The sequence below is a fragment of the Aureispira sp. CCB-QB1 genome (assembly GCF_000724545.1).
Classification (GTDB): domain Bacteria; phylum Bacteroidota; class Bacteroidia; order Chitinophagales; family Saprospiraceae; genus Aureispira.
On sequence record NZ_JHBV01000003.1, the window covers coordinates 58,888 to 83,083 of the forward strand.

The window sequence follows — 24,196 nt, forward strand, 5'->3', positions numbered from 1 at the left end:
TTATTCCATTTTGAATTTGAGAGGTAAACTTAGGGCAACATCAATAGGTTTCCCATCTTTTTTCCCTGGAATCCAGCGAATTCCTTTTTTATTCATTAGTTCTACCACGCGGATACCTTCATTATCAAAGATTTTATTAAGGGAGCGTTTAATAGAAATGTCTTTGATCGTTCCTTTAGAACTGACAACAAAATTGACCATTACGGTTCCTTCCTCTTTTCCTTCCACTTCTTTGGGATATTTCAGGTTATTTTGAATGAATGCTATGAGTTTTTCATGGGAACACCTTTTTTGTGATTTTTGGTCAGTTTCTTGGCAACCAGGAAATTGAGGCATTTGGTCAACTGTTTTAGTTGTTTCATTTTGTCCATTGACCAAGAGAGCAAAGAAAACTAATCCTAAACTCATCAAATATTTTATAATTGTAATCATGAGATTTTTTTGTAAAATAAAGTTCAACGCAAATAAACATTTTAAAACGTATTTTTACGTTGAACTTTTGAAAAAAATATTAAAAAAATAAAAGCGTCTTTATGGAAAAGTAAGCCCGTTTTATGTTTATGTTATTGATTTTTAGGTTTTACTTTTATTTTAGTTTAAATCGGATAGGCAAGTTATAAGTAACATCCACAAGCTTTCCTCCATCTTCTCCTGGTGTCCAAACAAGCCCATTTTCATTCATTAATTCTATAATACGAAGTACCTCAGCATCACATTCTTGACTTACAGAACGCAAAATTTTAGGATTTTTGATAGTACCAGTTTCAGAGACAATAAAGCTGACAATAGCTACTCCTTCTGTACCATCTTTCTTTGCTTTTTTAGGATATTTTATATTATCATAAATAAACTGCAATAACTTTTCATCAGCACAAGTTTTTTTTGCTTTATTATTGCCAGCGATATGCTCGCAACCAGGGAATCTAGGCATTTTTTCAGCTACAAACAAAGGAGATGTTTTATCTGACTCTGTTGGTTTGTATTTTGATGCGGTTAATTTTTCAGAAGATAGTTTTTCAGCGATTTCTGCTTCTGCTTCTGAAGGAAGGTCTTTGCTGCAAGATACGGTCCAAAAGACAAGAAGAAAGGCACTAAAACTAAGTGCGTATCTGAAATAAGGAGGTCGATTGGATTTCTTTTTTTTAGTCATCATATTGATGCGTTTTTTTAATTGTGAATAAATAAGATGGTTGACCAATCCAATTTTTAATCCCGGGATGGATTGCTCAATTAGTAATTGACCATATTCCTTGATTGGAACATGTGAAAGGACAGCTTGATCAGCCAAAAATTCATGTTGGTCGCGCAAGGCTGTCTTATATAAAAATACTAAAGGGTTGAACCAAAACAGAATGCTTAAGCATTCTACAAGCAATAAGTCTAAAGTGTGTTTTTGGCGAATGTGTGCTGTTTCATGCTCTATGACATATTGATATGCTTGCTTTTCTAAAGCAATATTGTTGCTAATAAATAGGTAAGAACCAAATGAAAAAGGAGAGTGAATAGAATTGGTTTTTATTAAAGTATAGAAAGATTTGTGTTCTGCCATTCCATTTTTGTACATAGAATGTAGTTTTTGTAATGATAGAACAAAGCGCACTACGCCAACAAATACTCCGATTCCATAAATCCCCAAAAGGATGGATGACCAATGCCAGTAGTTCGTGTATTCCACTGTTTCTGCCACTTGTCCTCCTACTGTAATTTCCTCTAAGAAATAGGATAGTTGTGGAATAGGATAGGTGTAAGTTGTTTCAATTTGTAAAAAAGGTAACCATAAACCCGTAATTAGAGTTATTAAAAGATACCCTCTATTGACTCCAAAGAAGTGTTCTTGCTGCAAAAGTAAAATATAAGCAAGATAAAATATCAACCAACTAAAACTAACTTCAAGTATATAAGAAATCATTGGAATCAAATTTTTTGGTAAAGGTTATTTGGAAATAATTCACTAGAATTATGCTTTGTTTGGGGAATAATACTCTCTATAATCAATGGATTATTCTTCTTCTGTGTTATCTAACTTTTCCATCATTTCTGATAAATCTTGAATAGACAAATCTTCTTTATTTACCAAGAAAGAGACCAAACGCTTGGCAGAACCTCCAAAATAATTGCGTACTAATGAACTAAGAGATTCCTTACTATAGTCTTCTTTGGCTATAATAGGAAAGTATTCATAGGTACGTCCATAGGCTTTGTGTCCTAAAAAACCTTTTTTTTCTAATATTCTTACTACAGAAGAAATCGTGCTATGAGGTGGTTTCGGAGTCTCTTTTAATTGGTCAATAATATCTCGGACAGTGCATCGTTCGAGTTGCCAAATAATTTGCATTATTTCCTCTTCTACTTTAGTTAATTTGGTCATACTATTTTGTTTTTAAGCAAGTGGACAGAAAAAATAATAGCTAAACAATAAATTTGTGTTTGTAGAATTTTTTCTGAACGATTGCTTATTACTTGCAAATATGGAGAAATCGTGTTGCGATAAAACAAATGTATACCTTTAGAATAAGTTTTGCAACTTTTTTATGCGTTTTTTAACGTAGAAATACGTCAAATAGTTTATTTTTTTTTGATAATCAATGGTTTTTACTGTTTCTGGGGACTTAAGTTTTATTTTTGATAGACAATTTTTAAGTAATGAACTTGCAAAGAGTTAATTGTTAGGGCAACAAAATAATGTCCATTAGAAAGGTTAGCGGGAGGTTGCCAAAAGGCTTCGTATTTGCCAGCACTGAGTTGCTTTTCGCCCAAGTTGGCAACTAAATGTCCTGCAACATCATAAATTGCGATATTAACCCTAGATTCTCTAAATATCCCATAATAAATTCGAATGCTTTCGGAGTAAGGATTAGGGCTAGCATTATAAATGATTCCTTTGTCGATGTGAAGATTGCTAGTTCCCGTTGGAATTCCATTACCACTAACAACAATATCCCAAGTTCCTTCTAAAACACCTCCATTATTGGTTAGTGAAATAATTCGATTGGTGGCATCAAAAGCACCAGAATTGACAGAAGCAGCAGCATCGTTAGCAATATACGGGTCGCCTTGAAAATAGAGCTGGGTGGTTAAGGTAGGAAAATTAGGAGGAGTGATTTTGAAGTGAATGTGAGCTGGACGATAAGTAGGACCATTGAGATAATGACCTGGTTTGACCGTCTCAAAAATATAAAATCCTTGTTGATTGGTTTGCATTTTTCCTCGCAAGTGATAACCTCCTGAATTGTCATACGCACCAGCATCATTAGCATGCCAAACATCTATTACTGTATTGGGAATAATTTGACTACAGTCCAAATTAAAGACTCGACCACTGATGATCATTTTTGTCCCTGGTTCATTGGTGGGTGCTAGTTGGTTGTTGGAAATCGTTGGTGGATTAGCGGTGTAAAAAGGACCTTCTCCGTAGTAATCTTCTGTGGTTTGATTGCAGTTGTGCAATTGATCAGTCGTTTCTTCGGAGGCTTTTAGAGTAGTAGGAATTGCACTAAGTCCTAATAGAGATAAAGCAGAATTGCGTAAAAACTGACGTCTATTTTTCTTTTCTTTCATAATTTTGATTATTAAGTAGTACTTAAAAGTAGAGATGTAAGTTGTATGATGAGTTAAGGAAGGAAGATGATGAAGATTTCTTTCTAATGCCTCATTCATCTTATAGCTAATAGCTCACGTAGCTTGGGGTGTGGTATTAAGTACTAGTTGGGAATTGGTATCATACAGGTTCTTCGTTTATTACTCTGTTGAAAAATTTGTAATGTATGGACGAACCCCAAAATATGAAACCAACATACCCATTTTTAGTAAACCAAAGATAGATCAACATTCAATAATAAGAAATACAAAAACTTGTGATTTTATTGCAAAAAAATAAAATTGCTTAGTAACGTTCAAAAATATAAGTTTTCAAAAATTGGCAGCAAGATTAGGCAAATCGGAAGATTATTTTTTATCGTTACTTAGGTGTTTATCTCAGTATGAGGGCTCTTTTATGCCTACTTTCTTAGCATAAAAGAATCAGAACTGAGCGAGGATACAGAATGAAAAAAAAAATAATACCTATGGAATTTTGAAATAAAAATCGTCTTCTACAGACGAACTTTCCCAAGGAATTTGCTTGCCTTCCGATGATTTACGAACATTTCTGCGGACTTGCTTGAATACTTCCTCCAATCCAGGTCCTTTTTTGCTCATGGCTTTTAGCAGTTCTTGCGTATACAACCCATTGACTCCTTTACCATCCAAAGCAACCGATCCAGGAGCGGTTGAAAAAGCTATAAACGAGTTGTAAGGCGCAGAACCAATAGATGCCAAACCATTATAACTGGCATGCTTAGATTTTTCAAACTCCTCTTTGTATGGATTATCTCTACAAGCATCCAGAATAATAATATTCATATCATTTTCTGCGTATTCGAACTCTGACAAAACACGCCCTAAATCGACCGATTCAAATTCAATATCTTGGACTTTGGCAATAACCGCATCAACAGGAACTAAAAAGTTTCGTCCATCAGCTTGTAGACCATGCCCTGCATAAAAAAATAGACCTACACCGCCTCGTTCTTTTAGAGTTTCTCCAAACTCTCGAATGGCTTTTTTCATAGTAATTTGGTTCAAGTCCGTATAAACATAGGCATCAAAACCAGAACGTTGGAGTTCTTCTGCAATGGCAATGGCATCATTGACTGGATTTTTTAGAGGGGCTTTTTGATAGTAACTATTACCAATAATCAACGCAGTTCTTGCTTGACTAGTGTCAACATTGCTCAATGCTTTGAAAAATTTGCCAACATATTTTTCTTCTTTGTTGGAACCAAAAGGATCGTTGCTAGCAACAACAACTTCTGTTTTTTGTTCTACAATAGTTTCTACAAATGTTCCATCTCGCCAAATACCTTTTTGTTGCGTGCCATCCGAAAATGTATAGATGCCTTCTCCATGACGCATATTATTGTGGTACTCTCCAATGTATTTTTCGCCATTAGTCCAAATAAACGTACCATAACCTTGGCGTTTCCCATTTACAAAGGGACCTTTATACATGCTTCCATCTTTGTTATAATAAACGCCACGACCATGAGGCACTGAGTTTTTAAATTCCCCAATGTATTTGTCTCCATTTTCATAAATAAATCGACCTTTTCCATTTTGGCAATCGCCAATGGTGCAACCTGTTTGCCCAAATCCAAGGGTACTAAGTATTGTTAAGATGAAAATAGAAATAAAAGAAGATAGGTATTGTTTGGATAACATAATGATGAAATCGTTTGCGTGTGTTTTTTAATAACATTACTTCGGGTAAAAAGCGCATCAGTTCACTTCGTGAGCACTGCGCTTTTAGTTATATTGCTACTACGTGCTACTTTGTGAGTACTGCGCAGTTGATTATCAATAAGATGTGTTTCTTAGGGTTTAAATGGTTAAAATATTGATAATCAGATTGATGAAAAATTGCTTTTTTGTTCTTTGTAAAAAACGAAAAAATCCACGAAGTATTCAATAAAGTATATGGAAAATAAAGTTGATGTTATGACAGTAGTAAAAATACGATTTTAACCTAAAAATCAATTATCATTCCAATTGAAACTTTAAGATCATATCAATCTTATTTGGTTAAATCAATGTTTTTATCCGAATTGAATCCAAGTTCTTCATTGGATTTGATGTTTTTACTTATGTCCTCTTGTTGAGGATCGGGAACAGGAGGGTTGGGAAGGTTTTCTACACTTGCCATCTCATTAGCTTCTCGGAGTTTGGTATATGAAGGTGGAGCTGCTATCAAGAAATCATTAGAAAGATCTTCTAGCTGTTTGCGAGCAATTTGTTTGATTATCTTTTTGCGGCGAGTCTTTTGTAGTGCTCTAGCAAATCGTTTGGGTTTGATTTCAACGTCGTTGTAATTACAAGCAGCAATAATAAATTCTGCCCCCAAAAAGACTAATTGAGAAGAATAGGAAACCCAAATTAAGATGACAATAATAGACCCCGCAGCACCGTAGGCTGAAATGACACTAGTCTTGCTCAAATAGATTCCCATGACCAATTGCCCAATCCAAAATAGTATGGCAGCAAAAAAGGCACCTAACCAGATATATTTCCACTGCAATTTGACTGCGGGAAGAATTTTATATAGCATAGCAAAAAATAAGGTGACCAAAAAAACAGAAATGCCAAGATTTAAGAATACTAAAAAATAATCGGTCAAATATTCCATATAGGGAATGAAGAAATCAGGAAGTGTGTCGTGCAAAAAGGCTTTGTTGCCACTAATGAAATTACTCATTTCTAAGAGTAATGCATTGAGAACAATGGATAAAAGAAGCAAACCACCAATACTTAGTACAACTCCCAAAGAAAGTACCCGATTGATAAGCACTTCCAATACTCGAACTCTTGTAGGAACTGGTTTGACTTCAAAAATATGATTTAAAGTATCTTGGAGGGCATAAAAAACACCTGTAGCAACAAAAATAAGAACCCCTATACCAATAACAGTTGCCCACCAATTGGTATCTGGAGTACCGATGTTGATCACGGCATTTTCTACTTGTTTGGCAGCCTCTGGTCCAACAAATTCGACCAAAAAAAGATAGACTTCTCCATGAACAGCTGCTTCTCCTAAGAAAAAGCCAACCAAACCAACAATTACAATAATAAGTGCTGGCAAGGAAAAAATAGTGTAATAGGCTAGTGCTGCTCCTAGGCGAAATACCTTGTGATCGTTGTAACTTTGTATGGTATTGCTGAGAATAGTATATATTGGATGTATAATAGGATGTACTAAGGGGTGGTTGTAAATATAATGTACAACTGGAAGAACTTTTGCCTTTATATTATTAAATAGCTTCTTAATCATTGTTCTTTAATCAAATATACACACAAGGTGCTTTGTGCGGATTTGGAGCGATAACCTGTGAATGACTACTCTAATTATGAGCTTCTAAAATCAAAGCGGTTCCTGTACCCAAACCAGCGCAAGTTGTCGCCAATCCATACTTGATTTTTTTATTCCGTTGCATCTCTTTTGCCAGAGAAACAACCAATCGAGCAGAGCTCACAGAAATAGGATTGCCAATGGTCAATGCCCCTCCGTTTGGATTTACTTTTTGAGGATCTAGTCCCAGTTCTTGGATGCAAACCAAAGTCTGAACAGCAAAAGATTCACTCATTTCAATCCAGTCGAGATCATTGGTTTTTAAATCAATTTTATTCAAAGCTTTTTGTGCTGCTACTACAGCCGAAAGACTCATTTCGCTAGGATGACACGAGGCACTTGCCCATGCTTTTACTTTTGCAATAGGTTGAATATTATGTTTGCGAATGTATTTTCTCGAAGCAAAAGCAACCAAAGCTGCTCCATCGCCGATTCTAGCCGCATTTCCTGAACTAATATGAGATCCATTAGAAACTAATGTAGGTAATTTAGTTAACAAGTCCAAAGATAAAAGGCGGTGTTGTTCGTCTAATCGCCAAAGCTTCTTTTTTTGATCTGCCAAAGCTAGTATCTCTGATCGCCAGATGTTTTTTTCGAGAGCAGCTTGGTATTTTTGTCTGCTGTGATAAGCGTATAAGTCTTGTTGGTCTCTAGAAATAGCATATTTTTGAGCCAATAACTCCGCTGTTTCAGCCATCGACAAAGGAGGACAAGCTTGCTGTATATTGGGGTTAACGAATCGCCAGCCAATAAGGCTATCTACTGTCGTTTGATCTACTTTGCTTGTAACCATTGGGCTTCTACTCATGCTTTCTACGCCTCCAGCTAAATACAAATCACCATCCCCAAGGGCAATATTTTTTATTGCATTTAGCATGGCTTCCATTCCCGAAGAACAAAGACTATTAATGGTAGTGGCTGTAGAGCCGTAAGGGAGTCCTGCTAATAGACTAGCCATTCTGGCTATATTCCTATTATCTTCGCCAGCCTGATTCGCACAACCTAGGATAATGCCATCTATTTCTTCTTTATTAATAGCGTTTTTATTAACTAACCCCTTGATAAGTAGGCTTGTTAAGTCATCGGGGCGGATATGTGATAGTGCTCCATGTAGTTTTCCTATTGGTGTCCTTAGAGCATCTATGATGTATATTGTTTGATTTTTATTGTTCATTTGAAGCAAAATATTAATTTTGCGAGAGTTTATTTTAATATTGAAGTGACCTTTTCGCAAAAAGGAGTTCAAAGGTATTAAAATAGTAGAGCAAAGGAAATGTCTAGCGAGAATTGTTTTGAATCTTATAACAACTAATAGGCAAGCTTGTTCAGTATTTGATTTTTATTATAATCTACAATATAAGTAAATGAACACAGAAGAAATTACGTCATATGTTTGTTTTGTGTCCGACTACTTATCATAAAAAATTAAAAGAAAACATGATACAACGCATTCAATCTGTTTACTTATTATTAGCATCTTTGGTAGGAAGTTCCTTGTTTGCACTTCCATTTGCTAGTGGTCCTGTTAAATCAGAAGGAGTCTTGGCTGATGGTTATCTAAATATTAATGATAATATCGCTTTAATTATTTTGACCGTTTTAGTGGTTTTGCTATCATTTGTCACGATTTTCTTGTACAACAATCGAAAATTGCAAATGAATTTAGGCAAGCTTAATATTTTGATTACAGCAGGGTTGTTTGCTTTTGCTGCTTACTTGTTTTACACCATTCAATCAATTGCAACTGTTGGAGGAGGTTTGTTTATGCCCGTATTGGTAATGATTTTAATTATCTTAGCCAATAAAGGAATTCAAAAAGATGACAAATTGGTTCGTGATTCTAACCGTTTGCGTTAACCAAACTTATCTGCTCAATAATTCAATAAGCCTGCTTTGTATTTTTAATACGATCTCTTGATCTGAAATGCAAAGCAGGCTTTGTGATAAGAGGGATTTATGAGTTGTCTTTTAATTCATAATCTTTCTTATTTCTCCAATCAATTGCCAAACCAAGTCCTAATAGAATAAAGTTTGGAATAGCGACTACCCAATAATTGGCAATTGTTTCTTTCAACTCATCATTTTCTCTTGCTCTTATTTGTTCTTGAATATCCTTGGGAATATTACGCATGTCAATCTTAGAAGGTTGCGCACTTGGCAACTGAGTTGTACGAATTTCTTGAAACTTATAAGCAATAGCCGCAGCTCCTAAGATGCCAATTAAACTACATATATATAGCCATTTAGACGAGAAGTTAGGGCGCATTAATTTATGAATAAATAAACCCAAGCCTAAAATAGTGATGGCATAAAATGGCAATACATAGAACAATAAATCATCTAAATCAATGTAATGTACATTGACAGGAGTTTGGGCGGATAAGAAGGAAGGAGTGGTGAGTAGTATGGATAGTATTAAAAAACTAGATGTTGTAATTTTCACAGTAAAAAAATATGCATTAGAATTAAAAAGCCACAAGGTGTTAAGTGCTGATAAATAGGGCTGTAAAAAAACTATTTTTAGAGCAAATATCAAAAACTTAAAAAAGAGATGACTTATGAAAATATTGTTTGGCAAAGTTACATTTTATTTGTAATTTAATGCTGTATTAGCTGGCTCATTTTGTTTTTGTTTAAATGGGAGCATGCAACACACTTTTTTCTAGACTAATTGATATCCTACATGGCTAATCCAAATGACCTTACCAACGGTAATAATTTAAATAAAAATAAAGAAAAAGAGGGCAAAGAGTTTGTTCGTATGAACGATCACTCTAAACCTAAAAACATAAATGTAGAAGCAGGGTTTAAATCTAAACACACAAAACCTGTAGCCATAAATTTTGATGGAAATAGTAAAACTTATGCCATAGGAGAGGGAAGCCTACAAAAAAAATCCCAATACACCGATTGGGAAACAGTAAAAAAAATAGAGTCTAACCCTAAAATTAATACATCAGGTGGCTTGAGTGGAACACCTCCAACAGTTAAAAATAAATTAAATACAAATACTAGCGGAGGACTGAAGAGCAAACCCGTTGGCACAACTAATCCTCAAAAAAATACAGGGGGTGGACTTGGAGTAGCGCCTAGTACTTATGTTCCACCTACCCCTAAAGGTCCTATGCCTAATGTAACACCTTCTCCAACACCTAAAAATGTAGCACCGCCTACCGAAACAACCGAAAAGGTTGCTCCTAAACAAACTGGCACAGTGCCTTCTGGAACAACAGGAACCCCCGATTCTCAAAAGAAAGAAGCTCCGAAAGAAAAAAAGGAAGCCCCAAAAGGAATTTTTGCTTCTGATAAATTAAAAGGTGTGTTAGGGATTTTGGCTCAAAAAGACAAAAATGAGAATGGGGCGGTACCTACAGGACAACCAGATAAAGATGGCGCTAAGCAGATCGGACAAGCAAAAAATGCGTTGACCAAGAAGAAGAAATCAACGACAACATCCTCAGGGACTACTAATACGACTTCTGTAGGGGGAACTTCTACACCTAAAACGACAGAGCCTAAAAAGGAGGAGAAAAAGGAAGAAAGAAAAGAAGATCCTAAAGCCAAGGCTTTAGCCGCTTTTGATGTAAAAGAAACAGATGAAGAGATTAAGGAAGATGCTGAAGCGGAAAACATTAAAAATGAAGGAAAGAATAGAGGATTAATGGTTGGACGAAGCTTAGGCTATGGTGCCAAGCTTACTCCTGCTGCTGGAGGGAAGTTTAGCATTACAAAATTTTCGGAAAGTGATGACCCTGCAGAGGAAGAAACGGCAAAAAATAAGTATGACCGTGTTAATACGGAGATCGCCAAAAATATGGAGGAGTACGGTACAGAGGAAAAACCAGAAAGTGGCGTTGGAACTCCTATGAAAGGGTATTATGATGCTTATATACAAGGTTATAATGAAGGTTATAGAGAAGGGGAAACCCTAAAAGCTGAAGCAGCAGCAGCAGAGCGAACGGCTCAAATGGAGAAAGAACAAGGTTCGGAAGAATATAAAGTGGGGGCTTCATTGGGAATGACTTGTGGGGTGCTCTTGGCAAAAGGTGAAAAAAATGTCGATACAAAGTTCTCGATGACAAAAGATGGCAAATATCACGAAGTAATTGTGAAAACTACGGTTGCTGAATTGGAGAATGCTGCTTCTGAGAAGAAACAAACTCCAGGTGGTGAATTGTCTGGTCCTGCTTATGAAAAAGCTTTTTTGTTGCATTTTAATCAAGGATATCGCCAAGCTCAGAACCAGCGGAAGCAAGCTCCTAAAATGGATGAAAATTATAAAGCTACTTATGAGCAAGGCTACCAACTAGGGGTACAACAAGCAAATGGAGAAAGTGGTGCCCCAGATTTGTTGAAACTAGAAAAAACGTTTGAAGGAAAAGATGAACGAGAACTAAAGGGCGCTGATATGCAGCGATACCGTGGGTTCTATGCAGGTTATAATAAGGGCTATGCACAGGTTCAAGAGGGAAAGAAAAATAAAGCGAAAGCTGAACGAGAAGCAAAATACAAGAAACCGAACTTTGTTGCAGGTTACTCTACGGGAAATCTAAAGGGCTTTTTATCGGCAATGATAGAATCTTCGGGGATTGATCTGTTAACGGCTTTAAACGATCCTGATCAAATGGAAGCGGCTGGTGTGCCTAAATATTTTCCTATCCCCGATGAGTTGAGAGAAAGTATCAAGGCAACATTGATATTTGGAGAGGTGGCAGACAAGGAGAACGAGTCGAACCCAACCAAGGCTTTATTGGGCAAACCCTTATTTAAGGAAGGGTTGTTGATGGGCTTTAATCAAGGGTACCGTCAAGGGCAAAATTCTAGAGTTGCTTTTAAACGGGATAAGCATAAAATGCACCCTGATTATCAACGATCGATATTGGTCTTGATGCCAAGCGATGAATCTACTTATGCGGGACCAACCGAAACTGGAAATGTTGCTAAAGGGTTTACAATGGGGCAGTTGTTGGCAAATGCTGAGTTTGAGAAAAACGAACTGCTGACAAAGAATAGTCGTTCAAAGGAAGAGGAAAAACGATTGACAGATTTAACCAAAGCAATAGATGCTTTGAATGGAGTTGTGGGGGCAGAAAGTAGTTACTATAAGTTGGGAGTAGATGAGTATTTTAATTGGTGGACAAAAGAACTGATTAAAAAAGCACAAACAAAGAAACAAGAGGAAGGATATGCTGGTGCAGAGAATTCTCCTAAGAGAAAGGGCTTTAACTGGGGGCTGAAAGTGGGGGCTAAAGTTATTGAAGGAAAAGAAAAATTAAAAGAACTTAATCGGAAAGGACGAGACATAAAATCTCGTAGTGCGCAACTTAATGCTGCTATCAAAGCTTCGGAAAAAGAAGCGAAGGTTACTTCTAAAAATCAAGGTGGAGAGGATTATTTTGTAGGGTATAGAAATGGTTATAATCATGCTTTTAGAGTAGCCAAAGAGGGGAAGAAATCAGATAAAGGGAATTTGGATACGGATGATTTATTTGAAAATGCAAGTGGTAAAGGTTCGTATTTGGTAAAAGAAATTTACGATAAAGTTATTACGAAAGTTAATTTGGGAGGAAACCTAACGGAATCTGCTTTGCGGAAGGGGGTAGAAAGCGCTCACTCAAAGTTTAAGGGCAAAACCCAAGAAGCTTTTGAGGATGGTCTTGCTAGAGGGTATAGCTCTGGGTATAGTACATATGTGGTTGATGCGAAAACAGGCAAACCTGAAAATAATACAAAGGAAGACGAAGCGCAAATAAGAGATCAGTATAAGACCTATAAGGGGATGAAAACGGAGGATGGTAAGCTTCAATATGCAGGAGATATGGGGGCAGGAATGCTGTATTTTTTCTTAATTGGATATCAATATCATAATAAAGATAAATCGACTCTAAAATATGGTTTGCCAAAAGGAAAGGCAGATGCGGAAAGTTTTAACTTGGGTTATCGTGTGGCTGAAGAGGAATCTAAAGGAGGAAAAATTGCTGATAGAAGTGGTGAGGCAACGTCTAAAGCTGCTTATCAAGAGGGATATCGTGCCGCTAAGTATCAAGCTAGATACAATGCTTTCAAAAAAGGAATGATTCGCTCTATTGCTGGTGAGAAAACGGCTACTGGTGCATCGGGTAATCATAAAAAAGGCAAAGAGGAAACAGCAAAAGGAAATGACAAAGGGGGGGGACTACTTGAGAGATTAGGTGGCTTCATAAGCAAACTCGGAACCGATCCAACTTTGGAAGAAAGTGTGACAGATGCAAGCCTTACTGGAGGTTTGGCTGAATTGGCAGAAAAGGAAAACGTGGATCTAAATAAGGAGAAAGAAGATAAAGAACGGTTTTATTTGCAAGGCAATAATGATGCTACATCGCTTTGGACTAAAATTATCTACATGAGGAAAGGAGTGAAGTTAGAAGGTGTTAATATTCCTAAAGAAATAACGTTTAGATATCTTGAAGGCGAGGCTGATTTAGAGGCTGGGGAGACAGTAACGATAACTGACTCAACTGATTTGGCTGTTATTAATGATTTTTATGGTAAAAAAGATGATTATATTAAAAAAATTGCCAATTATTACATAGAAGAAAATTATACTAAAGATGTATTCTTGAGTATTTTTTCGCTGGATTTTTCAACTTTAGGAGATGCTCTGCAAGGCTACGATAAATCTAAAGAAAAGGCGAAAGAGGCTTACATCAAAGGTTATCAAGCAAAAGTTGCATCTATTGAAAGTAATTACAAAGATAAATTCATGCAAGACTGGTTGCAGGATTATGGTTACTATATGGGGATCACAGAGATGGCTCCAGAGACAGCAATAGAAGTTCCTAGTGCTCCGTATGCTCAAATGTCTGGTGATGAAATTGATTATGAAAGTTCTTATTACAAAACAGGATATTTAGAAGGTATTAAAGTAGGAGTACTGATCAAAAATGGAGTAATACAGCCTTCGGATGCAGACTTGGCAACGGCTAGTGGAGATGAATATAAGCAGGGTTTTGATGATGGACAATCTAAAGGAAGGGAACAGGGGGCATTAGATGCTCAAGAGCCCCACAAAGAACCACCTTCAAGAAGAGAAATAGTACAGCAATTGGACGATGATTATCGACGAAAAAATAAAGGTAAGCACGATGCTATGAATTACGATTATAAATCGGCTTATGTGAAAGCGTATTTTGAAGCATATTGGACAAATAGAGATTATGAATATGGCAAGTTGTTAGGTTATGATCGTGGACTTCTAGGAGGGGATGCTATGTTTAATGTGGAGCCAGAAGATGGGGTTCGCATCGATGATAAAGATGCCTTTTTTAAAGGGGTAGATGAAGGAAGAAGTGTCGCTATTGCTGGTTTGCCTAAAGAGGCATTGTATGGAGCTAAAGGGAAATCTGGAGCGACTCCTAAATCGCCACTAGGAGTTATTCAAAAAATTACGGCAAAATATGCTGAACGAAATGCGGCTATTGACGCTGTTCATGAATTGAAATTAAGTGAAAAAATAATTCGAAAAATTGTTTACTCTCAAGATCCATTTTATAGCCGTTATAAAAAATTGAATACCATCAAAGCACTTGGTGTTGGAGAACAAAGTATGGGGTCTTTGGGGGAGTTGCTGGTTTATTATGAAGTAAAAGACTTAACCGTTGTATCTGATTATTTGGACGAAGGTTTTAATAAATATTTGAATTATTCTTTTGCCGATTTGTCTGAAGATGAGCGCGTGTCTTGTTGGCAAAGTTTTGAGTCAAGTTATAAAGAGGCTTATCAAATTGCTCGTGCTCAGAGTTTGGCAGAGCTAAATGCTGTTGCAATGACGGCCGCTCTGGATAAACGGAAAGAAGTTAGTAGTGGTGGAATGGGGGGTGAAATTGATAATGGTTTGGGAGAATCAGGAAATAGCATTTTAAATGTACTCAAAGATTTACTCTTTGGAGATTCTCAAGATTTTTATCTGGACGATCTACTATTGTTGGATATGTTTTTTGCCTTAGAAACAAAAGTGGAAGAGGTGCAGTACCATATAGAAGATGATTTGAGAGAAATTGAAGTCAACCAAATGTTGGCGGAAATGGGAGAAGATGAATCTCTAAAAGAGGACTTAAAAAAATTAAAACGACTAGAGAAAGAATTAAAAGAAGGAAACCTTAGCCCTGGTGAATCGCTGTCTAAAGAAATGTCTATTAATATTCTAAAAGCAGAAATAGAAAGTAAGCGCGCTAATCAACAGCAAATCTACCATGATTGGCAAGCTGCAGAAGCTGCTGCAAAGGAAAAAATAGATAGCATCCGTCTGTTAATGAAAGATAGTTTGGCTTTTGATACACCTTTGGAATCTAACGAAGATATATTGACCTACATCAAAATCAATTTGGAAAGTTCAGAGGGAAATAGGGAGGATATTTATGAGGATATTGATATCTTTAATGACTTGGTATTGAGTGGTCTATATACCTACAAAGAATCGGATGCTATTGAAGCTTCAGTACTTGGATCGGGGAATTTTTATTTAGATCATTATGCTGAGAATGTACATATCGAAAATGCAGAAATTTTAATGCAACAAAATGGCTTTGAGATTAAAGCTAGAGGTTTGTCTTATGTGAAATCTGCTAACGAATTGACTTTTATGAGTGGTTCATTGGTAACGCCAAGTATTGAAGGAGGTGCTCATATGGGGCAGCAATATCAATATAATTTTGACGATTTTAGTGTTAATTTAAACGAAGGGGTGAAATCTCAAATGGACGCTCAAAAATATAAATTGCAAGGAGGTCCTCTTTAGAAAAAAACTCTAAAGGATTAGTTCGATCAACTGCTTAATTTCTTCTAGTGAATTATGACAATGAAGACAAATTCGAATGCGTTCTTTTCCCATAGGAACGGTTGGTGTGCGAATAGGGCGCACGTCATACCCCGCATTTTGTAGGGACAATGCAAGTCGAGAAACGGCTTCATTTCCAGGGACAATAAGGCATTGAATAGGACTAGTACTTTGTATGTAAGTATATTTGTTCTGTTTGAGAATGAGTTTTCGGAAATAAGCAATACGTTCGTTTAATTGCTGAATAGAATGCTTGCCTTCTTGTTCCAAGAATTGATAGGCTACTAAAGTACTTTGTACAGTATGAGGACTCAAGGCGGTTGTGTATATTAAAGGGCGAGCATAATTAATTAAATACTCTTTAAGTAGTTGGGAACCAACAATAGCAGCGCCATGTGTACCAATGGCTTTGCCAAATGTATGTACCCTAGCAAAGACAAATTGTTCGATACCCAATTCGACACAAAGCCCAGCTCCATGACTGCCATAAATTCCTGTGCTGTGTGCTTCATCAACAATTAAATTGGCATCATATTTCTGGCAAAGTTCCTGAATTTGCACTAGAGGAGCAGCATCTCCATCCATAGAGTAGATGGATTCAACGAGGACAAAAATATTCTTTCCAAGGTGTTTGCTAAGCAAATGCTCTAGTTCACTTAAATCGTTGTGTGCAAAACTTAGGGGTGTTGCAGGACTTAATCGTATCCCATCGTGAATACTTGCGTGGATGAGTTCATCGTACAAAATAACATCCGATCGTCTTGGGATGGTGCTAATAAGTCCTAGGTTAGCATTGTACCCTGAATTAAAGACCAAAGCAGACTCAGCGCGATGAAAAATTGCCAATTGGTTTTCTAATCTTTCTAACAAATCATAATGCCCGGATAATAGCCTAGATCCTGTGGCGCCTGATAATTGGTTTTTGTACTGTTTTTTGGTTTCTATTTGTAGTTCTTCGGATCGAGCTAGGCTTAAATAATCGTTAGAACAAAAATCAATTAAGTGGGATTGACTGCGAACCACTCTAAAAGCATTTTGGGCTTTTCGGCGGTTTAGCAAAGCTAACATTCTTTTCTCTAATAGTTTATTCATCTGGCTAATGTGTTCTAAGCGAATTATTTACAATTGATAATCTTAAAAATAGTTGCATATCCTCTATTCTAAATCGTTAGAAACTAAGATTTATAGTATATTTGCTAGACAAGGCATTCAATTTCTGTGATAGTTGTTGTAACTATTATACCAATTATCAAAGGTTATAAAAGAACACAAATGTACAAAATATATATTGGCGAGATTCCTGTTTTGCTAGTTTCTAAAGAAGAGGCACCTCAATATACAACAGGACGATTGAGAGATATGGTCGTTCAACACACACTAAAACGTCGAAAAAAACTACATCAAATTGTTGATAATCTAGAAAAAGGTACCAAAAGCTACGATTCTATAATTGTGGTCTCAGAAGACTTGCCTCAATTGAAGGAAGATTTTTTTACAATGTATAAAATTCATAGAGCGGGAGGCGGTGTTGTTTTTAACTCAAAAAATGAAGTATTGGCTATTCATAGAATGGGCTATTGGGATTTGCCGAAAGGAAAAGAAGAAGAAGGAGAATCTATAGAAGAAACAGCTATTCGAGAAGTCCAAGAAGAAACGGGAGTGCAAAAACTGAACCTAGAGAACTTCGTCTGTGATACCTATCATACCTATAAAACTAAGAAAGGCAAACGAATTTTGAAATGGTCTACTTGGTACAAGATGACAACAAACGAAACCCTATTGACACCACAAACGGAAGAGGATATTGACCTGGCGGTTTGGATGCCCGTTGAAGAACTTAAGAACAAGGAACCAATTTACAAAAATATATTAGACGTATTGAACCAACTATAAATGAACACAGTATATTTATCCATAGGAACCAATATGGGAAATCGAGCGGCAAACCTAGAATTAGTACACAGTCTGATTAGTCGCAATATTGGAATTGTTGCCAAAGAATCCAATATCTATGAAACAGAACCTTGGGGCGTTGAAGGACAAGAAAATTATTATAACCAAGTACTTTGTGTGAAAACAGCATTAGAACCAGCTATATTGTTGCACAAGTGCCAAGTTATTGAGCAAAAAATGGGGCGCTCCCGCATTGTAAAATGGGAGCCAAGGGTAATGGATATTGATATCCTATTCTTTAATGATTTAGTAGTTAAAGAAGAGGGGCTAGAAATTCCACATCCATTGTTGCAAGAGCGTAATTTTGTTCTGAAACCTTTGGCGGAGTTGACAACAGATTGGGTACATCCAATTTTAAATAAAAATGTTCAAGAGCTATTAGAAGCATGCACAGATAAAGCATCTGTTGTATTGTTAGAACTTGCAGATTAATTATTATGACAAAGAGTACTCTAAAAGTGAGGAATGGAAATTATATTGTTGTCGAAGGAAATATTGGAGCGGGTAAAACGTCTTTGAGTAAATTACTGTCAGAAGATTTGAACGCCCGTCTTATTTTAGAAGAGTTTTCAGATAATCCTTTTTTGCCACTTTTTTACAAGAATCCTGATCGTTATGCATTTCCTGTGGAGTTGTTTTTTATGACCGAACGACACAAGCAATTACAAGATTTGTTAATGAAAGGTAATTTGTTTCAAGAGTATGTCGTTTCAGATTATATCTTTTCCAAGACTCTGTTGTTTGCAGGCCAAAACTTAGTCAACGAAGAATTGCGCCTATTTCAGCGGTTGTTCCATACACTTAATGCCTCTTTTCCAAAACCGCACTTATTGGTTTATTTGCACCGTTCTGTGGATGACCTGTTAGCAAATATTTCTAAAAGAGGAAGAGCATACGAGCAGGACATTAGTGCCAACTATTTACTAAAAATTCAGCAAGCTTATTTTGATTTCTTTAGACTGGTAGAGCATGATTTGTCCATTTTGATAATGGATGTAGAGGGCTTAGATTTTATTAATAATGTCTCGCACTATCAAATTGTTGTGGATCAGTTAGAGAAAGAGTACCCCAAAGGATTGCATCACTGGAGTTATCAACAATAAAACGCTATTGTTATAGGAAGTTTATCAAAAATGAGGTTTGATGCCAATGCATCAAACCTCATTTTTGATAAAAACAGTACGCATTCTACAAAGCAAGTTTAGAATATTTGTGATAATCCTGTTTATAAATTGCACATTGTTTGTACTTTTGTGTAACAGAAACAATTAGAAGCCAATTAATAAATTTAATGACAAAAGACAATGGCATTTAAAGTATATACAAAAACAGGTGACAAAGGATCTACAGCTCTTTTTGGAGGAGCAAGAGTGCCCAAAAATCATATTCGAATCGAATCGTATGGAACAGTAGATGAATTAAATTCTTATATAGGGCTGATTCGAGACTACTTAGAAGATAAAGCATTGAGAGATGTACTAAAAGAGGTACAAGATCGTTTATTTACTTTAGGAGCTATTTTGGCAACAGATCCATCTAAAAACAATTTAAAAACACCTGATTTGCACGACTCAGATGTGACTTATCTAGAATCAGAGATTGATAGAATGCAAGAAACGCTGCCAACACTCAAATATTTCGTTTTACCAGGAGGACATCCAACAGTATCTTTTTGCCATGTTGCTCGATGTGTTTGTAGGAGAGCAGAACGCATGACTGTTGCATTGAATGAGAATGAACCCATTTTGCCTGTTGTCATGCAGTATTTAAATCGACTATCTGATTATTTATTTGTCTTAGGTCGTTATGTAGGAGCTTTGTTAAATGCCGAAGAAGTTTGTTGGATACCTCGGAAATAAAGAAAAAGGTAGTCAAGACTTTCTTTTTAGGAAAAAACAAACCTTAACAAAACATTAAGCCAGAATGGATTAAAAATTGTTATTAAGGAAAGTGCAGTTTTGCTTTGTACAATAGTTTTTATTCAACTCAATAGGTTTTTGTATAGGTCATTGAATGTTGAACTTGCTCAAAATACTATTAAGTCAATCAAGGTTTTGAGTTGAGAATAGAATTGCAGCTATGGTGCTGATTTAATTGCTCTTAACAACATTACAAAACAGATCGATACTCAACAACTCACGATTATATACTTATGAAGAAAGTATTCATTGTTACAATTACTTGTATTCTTTTTTGTGCTCAGATTGATGCACAACCTGGAGACACACCTACCAAGACCAAAAATGTAAAAGAGCTTATTCAAGATGCGGAATTACTTATTAATAGACAGCAATTTGAACCAGCAAAGGTAGCATTGGAATCGGCAATTAAGCAAAAGAAAAATTTTGTTATTGCTTATCGTTTATTAGGTATAGTTAATACCAAATTAAGAAACTACGACGAATCTATTCTTGCTTATGAAAAGTTGTTTGAGTTGTCCCCAACGCTATCCAAAGCAGCTTATTTTGAATGTGCGCAGGCGTATATGAAACGTTACAAGTATGACAGAGCATTGGCATTGTTTAATTTGTATAAAAATGCTGCTTCTGCGGATTATAAAGCCGATGAGCAAACGGTACAAATTGCTTATGATATGATTTTGGAGAGAGAAATTAGGAGTTGTCTTTATGCTAGAGAAATTGATGTAAGTGGGATGAAAGAAGAATCAATTAATCTCGGAGGAAATATTAACTCTGCTGCGGATGAATACTTGCCTACTCTTACAGGGGATGGTCGTTGGTTAATTTTTACTTCTAATAGAGGGGGCGAAAATATTTTAATGAGTAAGCCTGCTGCGAATGGTAATTGGTCGCAAGCTAGATCTATATCAAAAGCAATCAATACTCCTAGAAATGAAGGAATGGCTAAATTGACGGTTTGTGGTCGAGTGATTTATTTTTCTGCTTGTGGTTGGGAAAATGTGGAAGGCGGTTGCGACATATTTGAAGCAGATTTTGATACTCAAAACGACTTTGCAGTTGTAGATGAAGTGCGCCCATCTCAAGGACTAAACAGCAAGCAATGGGATTCACAACCCGCTATTAGCTGTGATGGAAAAACCATGTATTTTGCATCCAATAGAAAGGGAGGAAAAGGGGGAACAGATTTGTGGATGAGTAAGTTAGCAGAGGATGGTCTCTGGGATCCTCCAGTTAATATGGAAGCAATTAATACTGATGGCGATGAGGAAGCGCCTTATATTGCTCCTGATGGGGTCACCTTGTATTTTTCTTCTGATGGTCATCCTGGTTTTGGGGAAGCAGACATTTTTAGAACGGTTCAACAAGAAAATGGAACATGGACCCAACCTGTAAATTTGGGACACGCTGTTAATACGCCATTTAGAGAGGCAGGAATTGTCATTAGTCCTGATGGTACGACTGCTTATTATGCTTCCGCAAAAGAAGGCGGACAAGGTGGGTTGGATATTTACACCATTGCAATGCACCCCGAAATCGCTCCAGAAAAAGCGAATGTCATGGTTGATGCTTATGTTTATGATGCGGCTACCAAAGAGCCTGTAGAGAATGTCAAGGTTAAGATAGGTAAATCTGGAACGCCAAAACAAGAATTTAAAACGGATGAGCATGGTCGCTTTTTTGTTTGTTTACCCGATAAAAATTCCTATTCTTATATTTTAATGAAACCAGATTATCAAACTTTTGTGGGCGCGGAATATTTTAGAAGAAACAAAGATGAGCCTACTAAAAAGATAGAAGTGTTCTTAATTCCAAGCACGACCAAGACAGAAGCAAAAATACCTCCCAAACGAAAGGTGCGTAAAAATCTTTCCGTTTACTTTGATTCTGGAAAGTATAATATTACAGAAATTCAAAAAGAACAATTGGAACGGATGGTGAACCAATTTGAAGATAAAACAACCATAAAGCTAAAAGTAACTGGTTTTGCTGATGATGTTGGAAACCAAGATTTTAATCTTGCTCTATCCATAGAGCGAGCTAAAATGGTCTCTGACTATTTAATTAGTTTGGGCTTGGATACCTCGCAAGTTAAATATGAAGGAGGAGGCGTTGTTCAAGGCGATATTGCAAAGCATCAGAAACGTAGAGTAGAGATTATTATTTCTAATTAAAAAATAGTTATGATAAGTCTTTCATATTTTGAAAAGTGATTTAAAAGAAGTATCTTTATTGGAGTTTTGAATTGGTATTTCAAGGTATATAGAATACCAATTCATTGCTATCAATCAATTAAATAGTTCGATCTTACATTTACTTAAGAGAGTTCAATGCTTTTATGTGTTTAGTTATCAGTTGGTTGCTTATATTGCAGGAATTAATTAACCTACTTGTAAATAGAAAAACTCCCCCGAACTGCCATCAATTAACACCTACTTTATTTTTAGGTATAACCTGCGTTTAATTCACTTTTATGAAAGATGTTCAAATAGAGAAGAAAACCTCTTTATCACCAGATCAATTAGAATTTGCAGCTTCGATACTAAAAGCTGTAGCACATCCTATTCGTTTATCTATCTTGCAACTGTTAGACAATGAGGATAGATTATCCGTTAACGAAATTTGCGAACGAATCAATAGTGAGCAGTCTCTAACCTCACATCATTTGTCCAATATGAAACTGAAAGGAATTTTAGGAAGCAAGAGAGAAGGACAACGAGTTTATTATTACCTCAAACTACCTGCCTTAAACAATTTGCTATCTTGTTTAGATACTTGTGTTAATTGTTTCTAGTTCCCAAGAATGTAATAAAAATGTTAAAATTAAAACGTTGTAAGTGAATGCTTGCAACGTTTTTTTTTAGACTTGAATTTTTAATTGTATCTTATAAAGAATTGTCTTATTGGAGGGATAATCTCTACTTTATAAAATAAAAAATATGCCATTACGGAATTATTGGTTGTGTATACTATTTTTACTTTTTATTCATAAATCAGTAGAGGCTCAATTCTATGTGAATATGGAATGTGGTCTGAAATGGGATATTGTCCAAACGTTTGCTTCGCAAGGGGAGTTTAATTTTGTCAATCGCCCAGATTTTATTGGTGGAGCTCGTTTGGGTTTTGAAATCAATCCTTACCTTGCCTTGGAGATGGGAGTATATGCCCATCAACTGAATAATAACTATGCCTATCATTTGGATGGAGTAAGTTGGTTGGACAAAGAGCAATGGTTGCCTGGGCAATTTTTACAATTTCCACTGCGGCTAAAAACGACTATTTTTACGATTGACAAAAAACTATCGATTCATCCTTATCTTGGAATTGCGCTCTTGGTGCATCGACACGAAACAGGGCGTTATGAGTGGCGTTTTCAACAGCAAAAAATAGAAGATCCTACCAATAGTTCTTCCTTTAAATATGAGTACAATGCTAGTTTCAAATCTAGGTATTTGTTACTTGGTGAAGCGGGGTTGATTGCTCAGTATAAAATCACAAGACATTTTAGCATTACTTTGTCGTTGGGTTTTACATTGGGAAGTACTTCTATACATGACTCTTTGGTTTATTGGGAACGAAAAACACCTGCCTTGGATGATGAAGGCATTCTTAATGCTCAATACAAAGGAGACCAAGTTAGTTTGATGCTAGGAGTTCAATGCTCGTTTAAGAAGTAGTTATTTCTCCTGTAATATAAATATTGACAAGGTGATAAAAACTAAAATAGTAGTCTTAACTTTACTACTTTTTATACTAGAAGGATGTACGCTCAATAAAACTGAAAATCTGCCTAATATTTCAGATTTAATTTTCCCTGTAACCAACCAACCTGTTATCATCAAAAACGAAATCAAGAAAACGATTGTTTGTTACAAGGACTCTTTGCATAATACCTTGCAAGTTGGATATAATTTATTTGATTCATTAGGAAACGTAATTTATATAAATGCCTCAACTGGGCGTACTCGTTTAAAATATGATTCATTAGGATTTCTTATAAAGAAAGAATTCATAACAGATTATATAGCCTCTTTTAGCATTAGATATGATTTTTTCCCTAAAGAAAGAAAACTACACCAAATTTGGTTCAAGACCCAACAATCATTAGAAACAATGGACCCGAGTGAAATGCCGCTTTCAGATACTACTATTTTGATATTCTCATCAGAAAACTTGCTATTATCAGAAAATGGATATTGGCACGAAGATAAAGAGGTAAAAAGTATTGCTTACAAAAAAGCATATCAGTATGATTCATTGAATAGAGTCAAAAAAATCACAACTTTATATTTGAACTTAGAAAAAGATTTTCGTTATATGACAGTTTTACACAACCCTTTTGAAGGAGTAATGCTTTCTTCTAAACCCAAAATTGAAGAAACTTTTAGGTATCAAGGAAAAAGTAAGCTGATAATTCAAAAGAAAGCTTTGTATACAGATTTAAGTGAGCAAAGGGATAGTTTCATTATAAAGACATTGTATGATGCAAGAGGCTTGGAAAAAGAAGTATTTAATCTAGTTAATCAATCGAGTCTAAAATATTTCCATGCTACTTCAGTGCTAGAATGA

At 35.9% G+C, this 24,196-nt stretch carries 19 protein-coding genes; 10 read left to right on the top strand and 9 right to left on the bottom strand.

All coding sequences use genetic code 11. From position 1 onward, the window contains the following. The 7 genes from CG11_RS00590 to CG11_RS00620 form a co-directional block, all read right to left on the bottom strand. Positions 1–432, bottom strand: a complete 432-nt coding sequence (locus CG11_RS00590; RefSeq protein ID WP_052592059.1) for an energy transducer TonB — start codon at positions 430–432, stop codon at positions 1–3. Between the two features lie 154 nt (positions 433–586). Beyond that, a complete protein-coding gene (locus tag CG11_RS00595) occupies positions 587–1,909 on the bottom strand; it encodes a M56 family metallopeptidase (protein WP_052592061.1) in 1,323 nt (440 codons plus the stop codon). Between the two features lie 90 nt (positions 1,910–1,999). Then, positions 2,000–2,368 carry a BlaI/MecI/CopY family transcriptional regulator gene (locus CG11_RS00600; protein ID WP_052592063.1) on the bottom strand — a complete coding sequence of 123 codons (369 nt, stop codon included), beginning with the start codon at positions 2,366–2,368 and terminating at the stop codon, positions 2,000–2,002. Between the two features lie 248 nt (positions 2,369–2,616). Continuing rightward, complete coding sequence (locus tag CG11_RS00605) at positions 2,617–3,558, bottom strand: hypothetical protein (protein WP_052592065.1); 942 nt, start codon at positions 3,556–3,558, stop codon at positions 2,617–2,619. Positions 3,559–4,062: 504 nt separating this feature from the next. Further along, a complete protein-coding gene (locus tag CG11_RS00610) occupies positions 4,063–5,259 on the bottom strand; it encodes a caspase family protein (RefSeq protein ID WP_081909415.1) in 1,197 nt (398 codons plus the stop codon). Between the two features lie 352 nt (positions 5,260–5,611). Beyond that, entirely contained in the window at positions 5,612–6,862 is a 1,251-nt protein-coding gene (locus CG11_RS00615) for a YihY/virulence factor BrkB family protein (protein WP_063832977.1), read from the bottom strand. Positions 6,863–6,932: 70 nt separating this feature from the next. Continuing rightward, positions 6,933–8,114, bottom strand: a complete 1,182-nt coding sequence (locus CG11_RS00620; protein ID WP_052592071.1) for a thiolase family protein — start codon at positions 8,112–8,114, stop codon at positions 6,933–6,935. 263 nt (positions 8,115–8,377) lie between these two features. Here CG11_RS00620 and CG11_RS00625 point away from each other — a divergent pair, with 263 nt between their 5' ends. Beyond that, positions 8,378–8,797, top strand: a complete 420-nt coding sequence (locus CG11_RS00625; protein ID WP_052592073.1) for a DUF4293 domain-containing protein — start codon at positions 8,378–8,380, stop codon at positions 8,795–8,797. A 97-nt stretch (positions 8,798–8,894) separates the two neighbouring features. On the opposite strand, the gene CG11_RS30030 is transcribed toward CG11_RS00625, so the two are convergent. Continuing rightward, entirely contained in the window at positions 8,895–9,383 is a 489-nt protein-coding gene (locus CG11_RS30030; RefSeq protein ID WP_156039609.1) for a hypothetical protein, read from the bottom strand. 240 nt (positions 9,384–9,623) lie between these two features. Here CG11_RS30030 and CG11_RS00635 point away from each other — a divergent pair, with 240 nt between their 5' ends. Beyond that, on the top strand, positions 9,624–15,716 hold the full coding sequence (locus tag CG11_RS00635) for a hypothetical protein (RefSeq protein WP_052592077.1): 6,093 nt from the start codon (positions 9,624–9,626) through the stop codon (positions 15,714–15,716). Between the two features lie 9 nt (positions 15,717–15,725). Here the strand turns inward: CG11_RS00635 and CG11_RS00640 are convergent, their stop codons facing one another. Continuing rightward, positions 15,726–16,847, bottom strand: a complete 1,122-nt coding sequence (locus CG11_RS00640; protein ID WP_052592079.1) for an 8-amino-7-oxononanoate synthase — start codon at positions 16,845–16,847, stop codon at positions 15,726–15,728. A 180-nt stretch (positions 16,848–17,027) separates the two neighbouring features. On the opposite strand from CG11_RS00640, the gene CG11_RS00645 reads away from it, so the two are divergent. From CG11_RS00645 to CG11_RS00680, 8 genes are all read left to right on the top strand, one after another. Beyond that, entirely contained in the window at positions 17,028–17,648 is a 621-nt protein-coding gene (locus CG11_RS00645) for an NUDIX hydrolase (RefSeq protein WP_052592081.1), read from the top strand. Next, positions 17,649–18,140, top strand: coding sequence for a 2-amino-4-hydroxy-6-hydroxymethyldihydropteridine diphosphokinase (gene folK / locus CG11_RS00650; RefSeq protein ID WP_052592083.1), 492 nt, complete (start codon positions 17,649–17,651; stop codon positions 18,138–18,140). Between the two features lie 5 nt (positions 18,141–18,145). Further along, positions 18,146–18,811 carry a deoxynucleoside kinase gene (locus tag CG11_RS00655; RefSeq protein ID WP_052592085.1) on the top strand — a complete coding sequence of 222 codons (666 nt, stop codon included), beginning with the start codon at positions 18,146–18,148 and terminating at the stop codon, positions 18,809–18,811. A gap of 201 nt (positions 18,812–19,012) precedes the next feature. Further along, positions 19,013–19,567 (top strand): cob(I)yrinic acid a,c-diamide adenosyltransferase, encoded by a 555-nt coding sequence (locus CG11_RS00660; RefSeq protein WP_052592087.1) that lies wholly within the window; start codon positions 19,013–19,015, stop codon positions 19,565–19,567. A gap of 293 nt (positions 19,568–19,860) precedes the next feature. After that, complete coding sequence (locus tag CG11_RS00665) at positions 19,861–21,801, top strand: OmpA family protein (protein WP_052592089.1); 1,941 nt, start codon at positions 19,861–19,863, stop codon at positions 21,799–21,801. 299 nt (positions 21,802–22,100) lie between these two features. Beyond that, complete coding sequence (locus tag CG11_RS00670) at positions 22,101–22,421, top strand: helix-turn-helix transcriptional regulator (protein ID WP_052592091.1); 321 nt, start codon at positions 22,101–22,103, stop codon at positions 22,419–22,421. Between the two features lie 145 nt (positions 22,422–22,566). Beyond that, positions 22,567–23,304 carry a hypothetical protein gene (locus CG11_RS00675; protein ID WP_156039610.1) on the top strand — a complete coding sequence of 246 codons (738 nt, stop codon included), beginning with the start codon at positions 22,567–22,569 and terminating at the stop codon, positions 23,302–23,304. A 31-nt stretch (positions 23,305–23,335) separates the two neighbouring features. Further along, positions 23,336–24,196: a hypothetical protein gene (locus CG11_RS00680; protein WP_052592095.1), complete on the top strand. Its 861-nt coding sequence runs from the start codon at positions 23,336–23,338 to the stop codon at positions 24,194–24,196.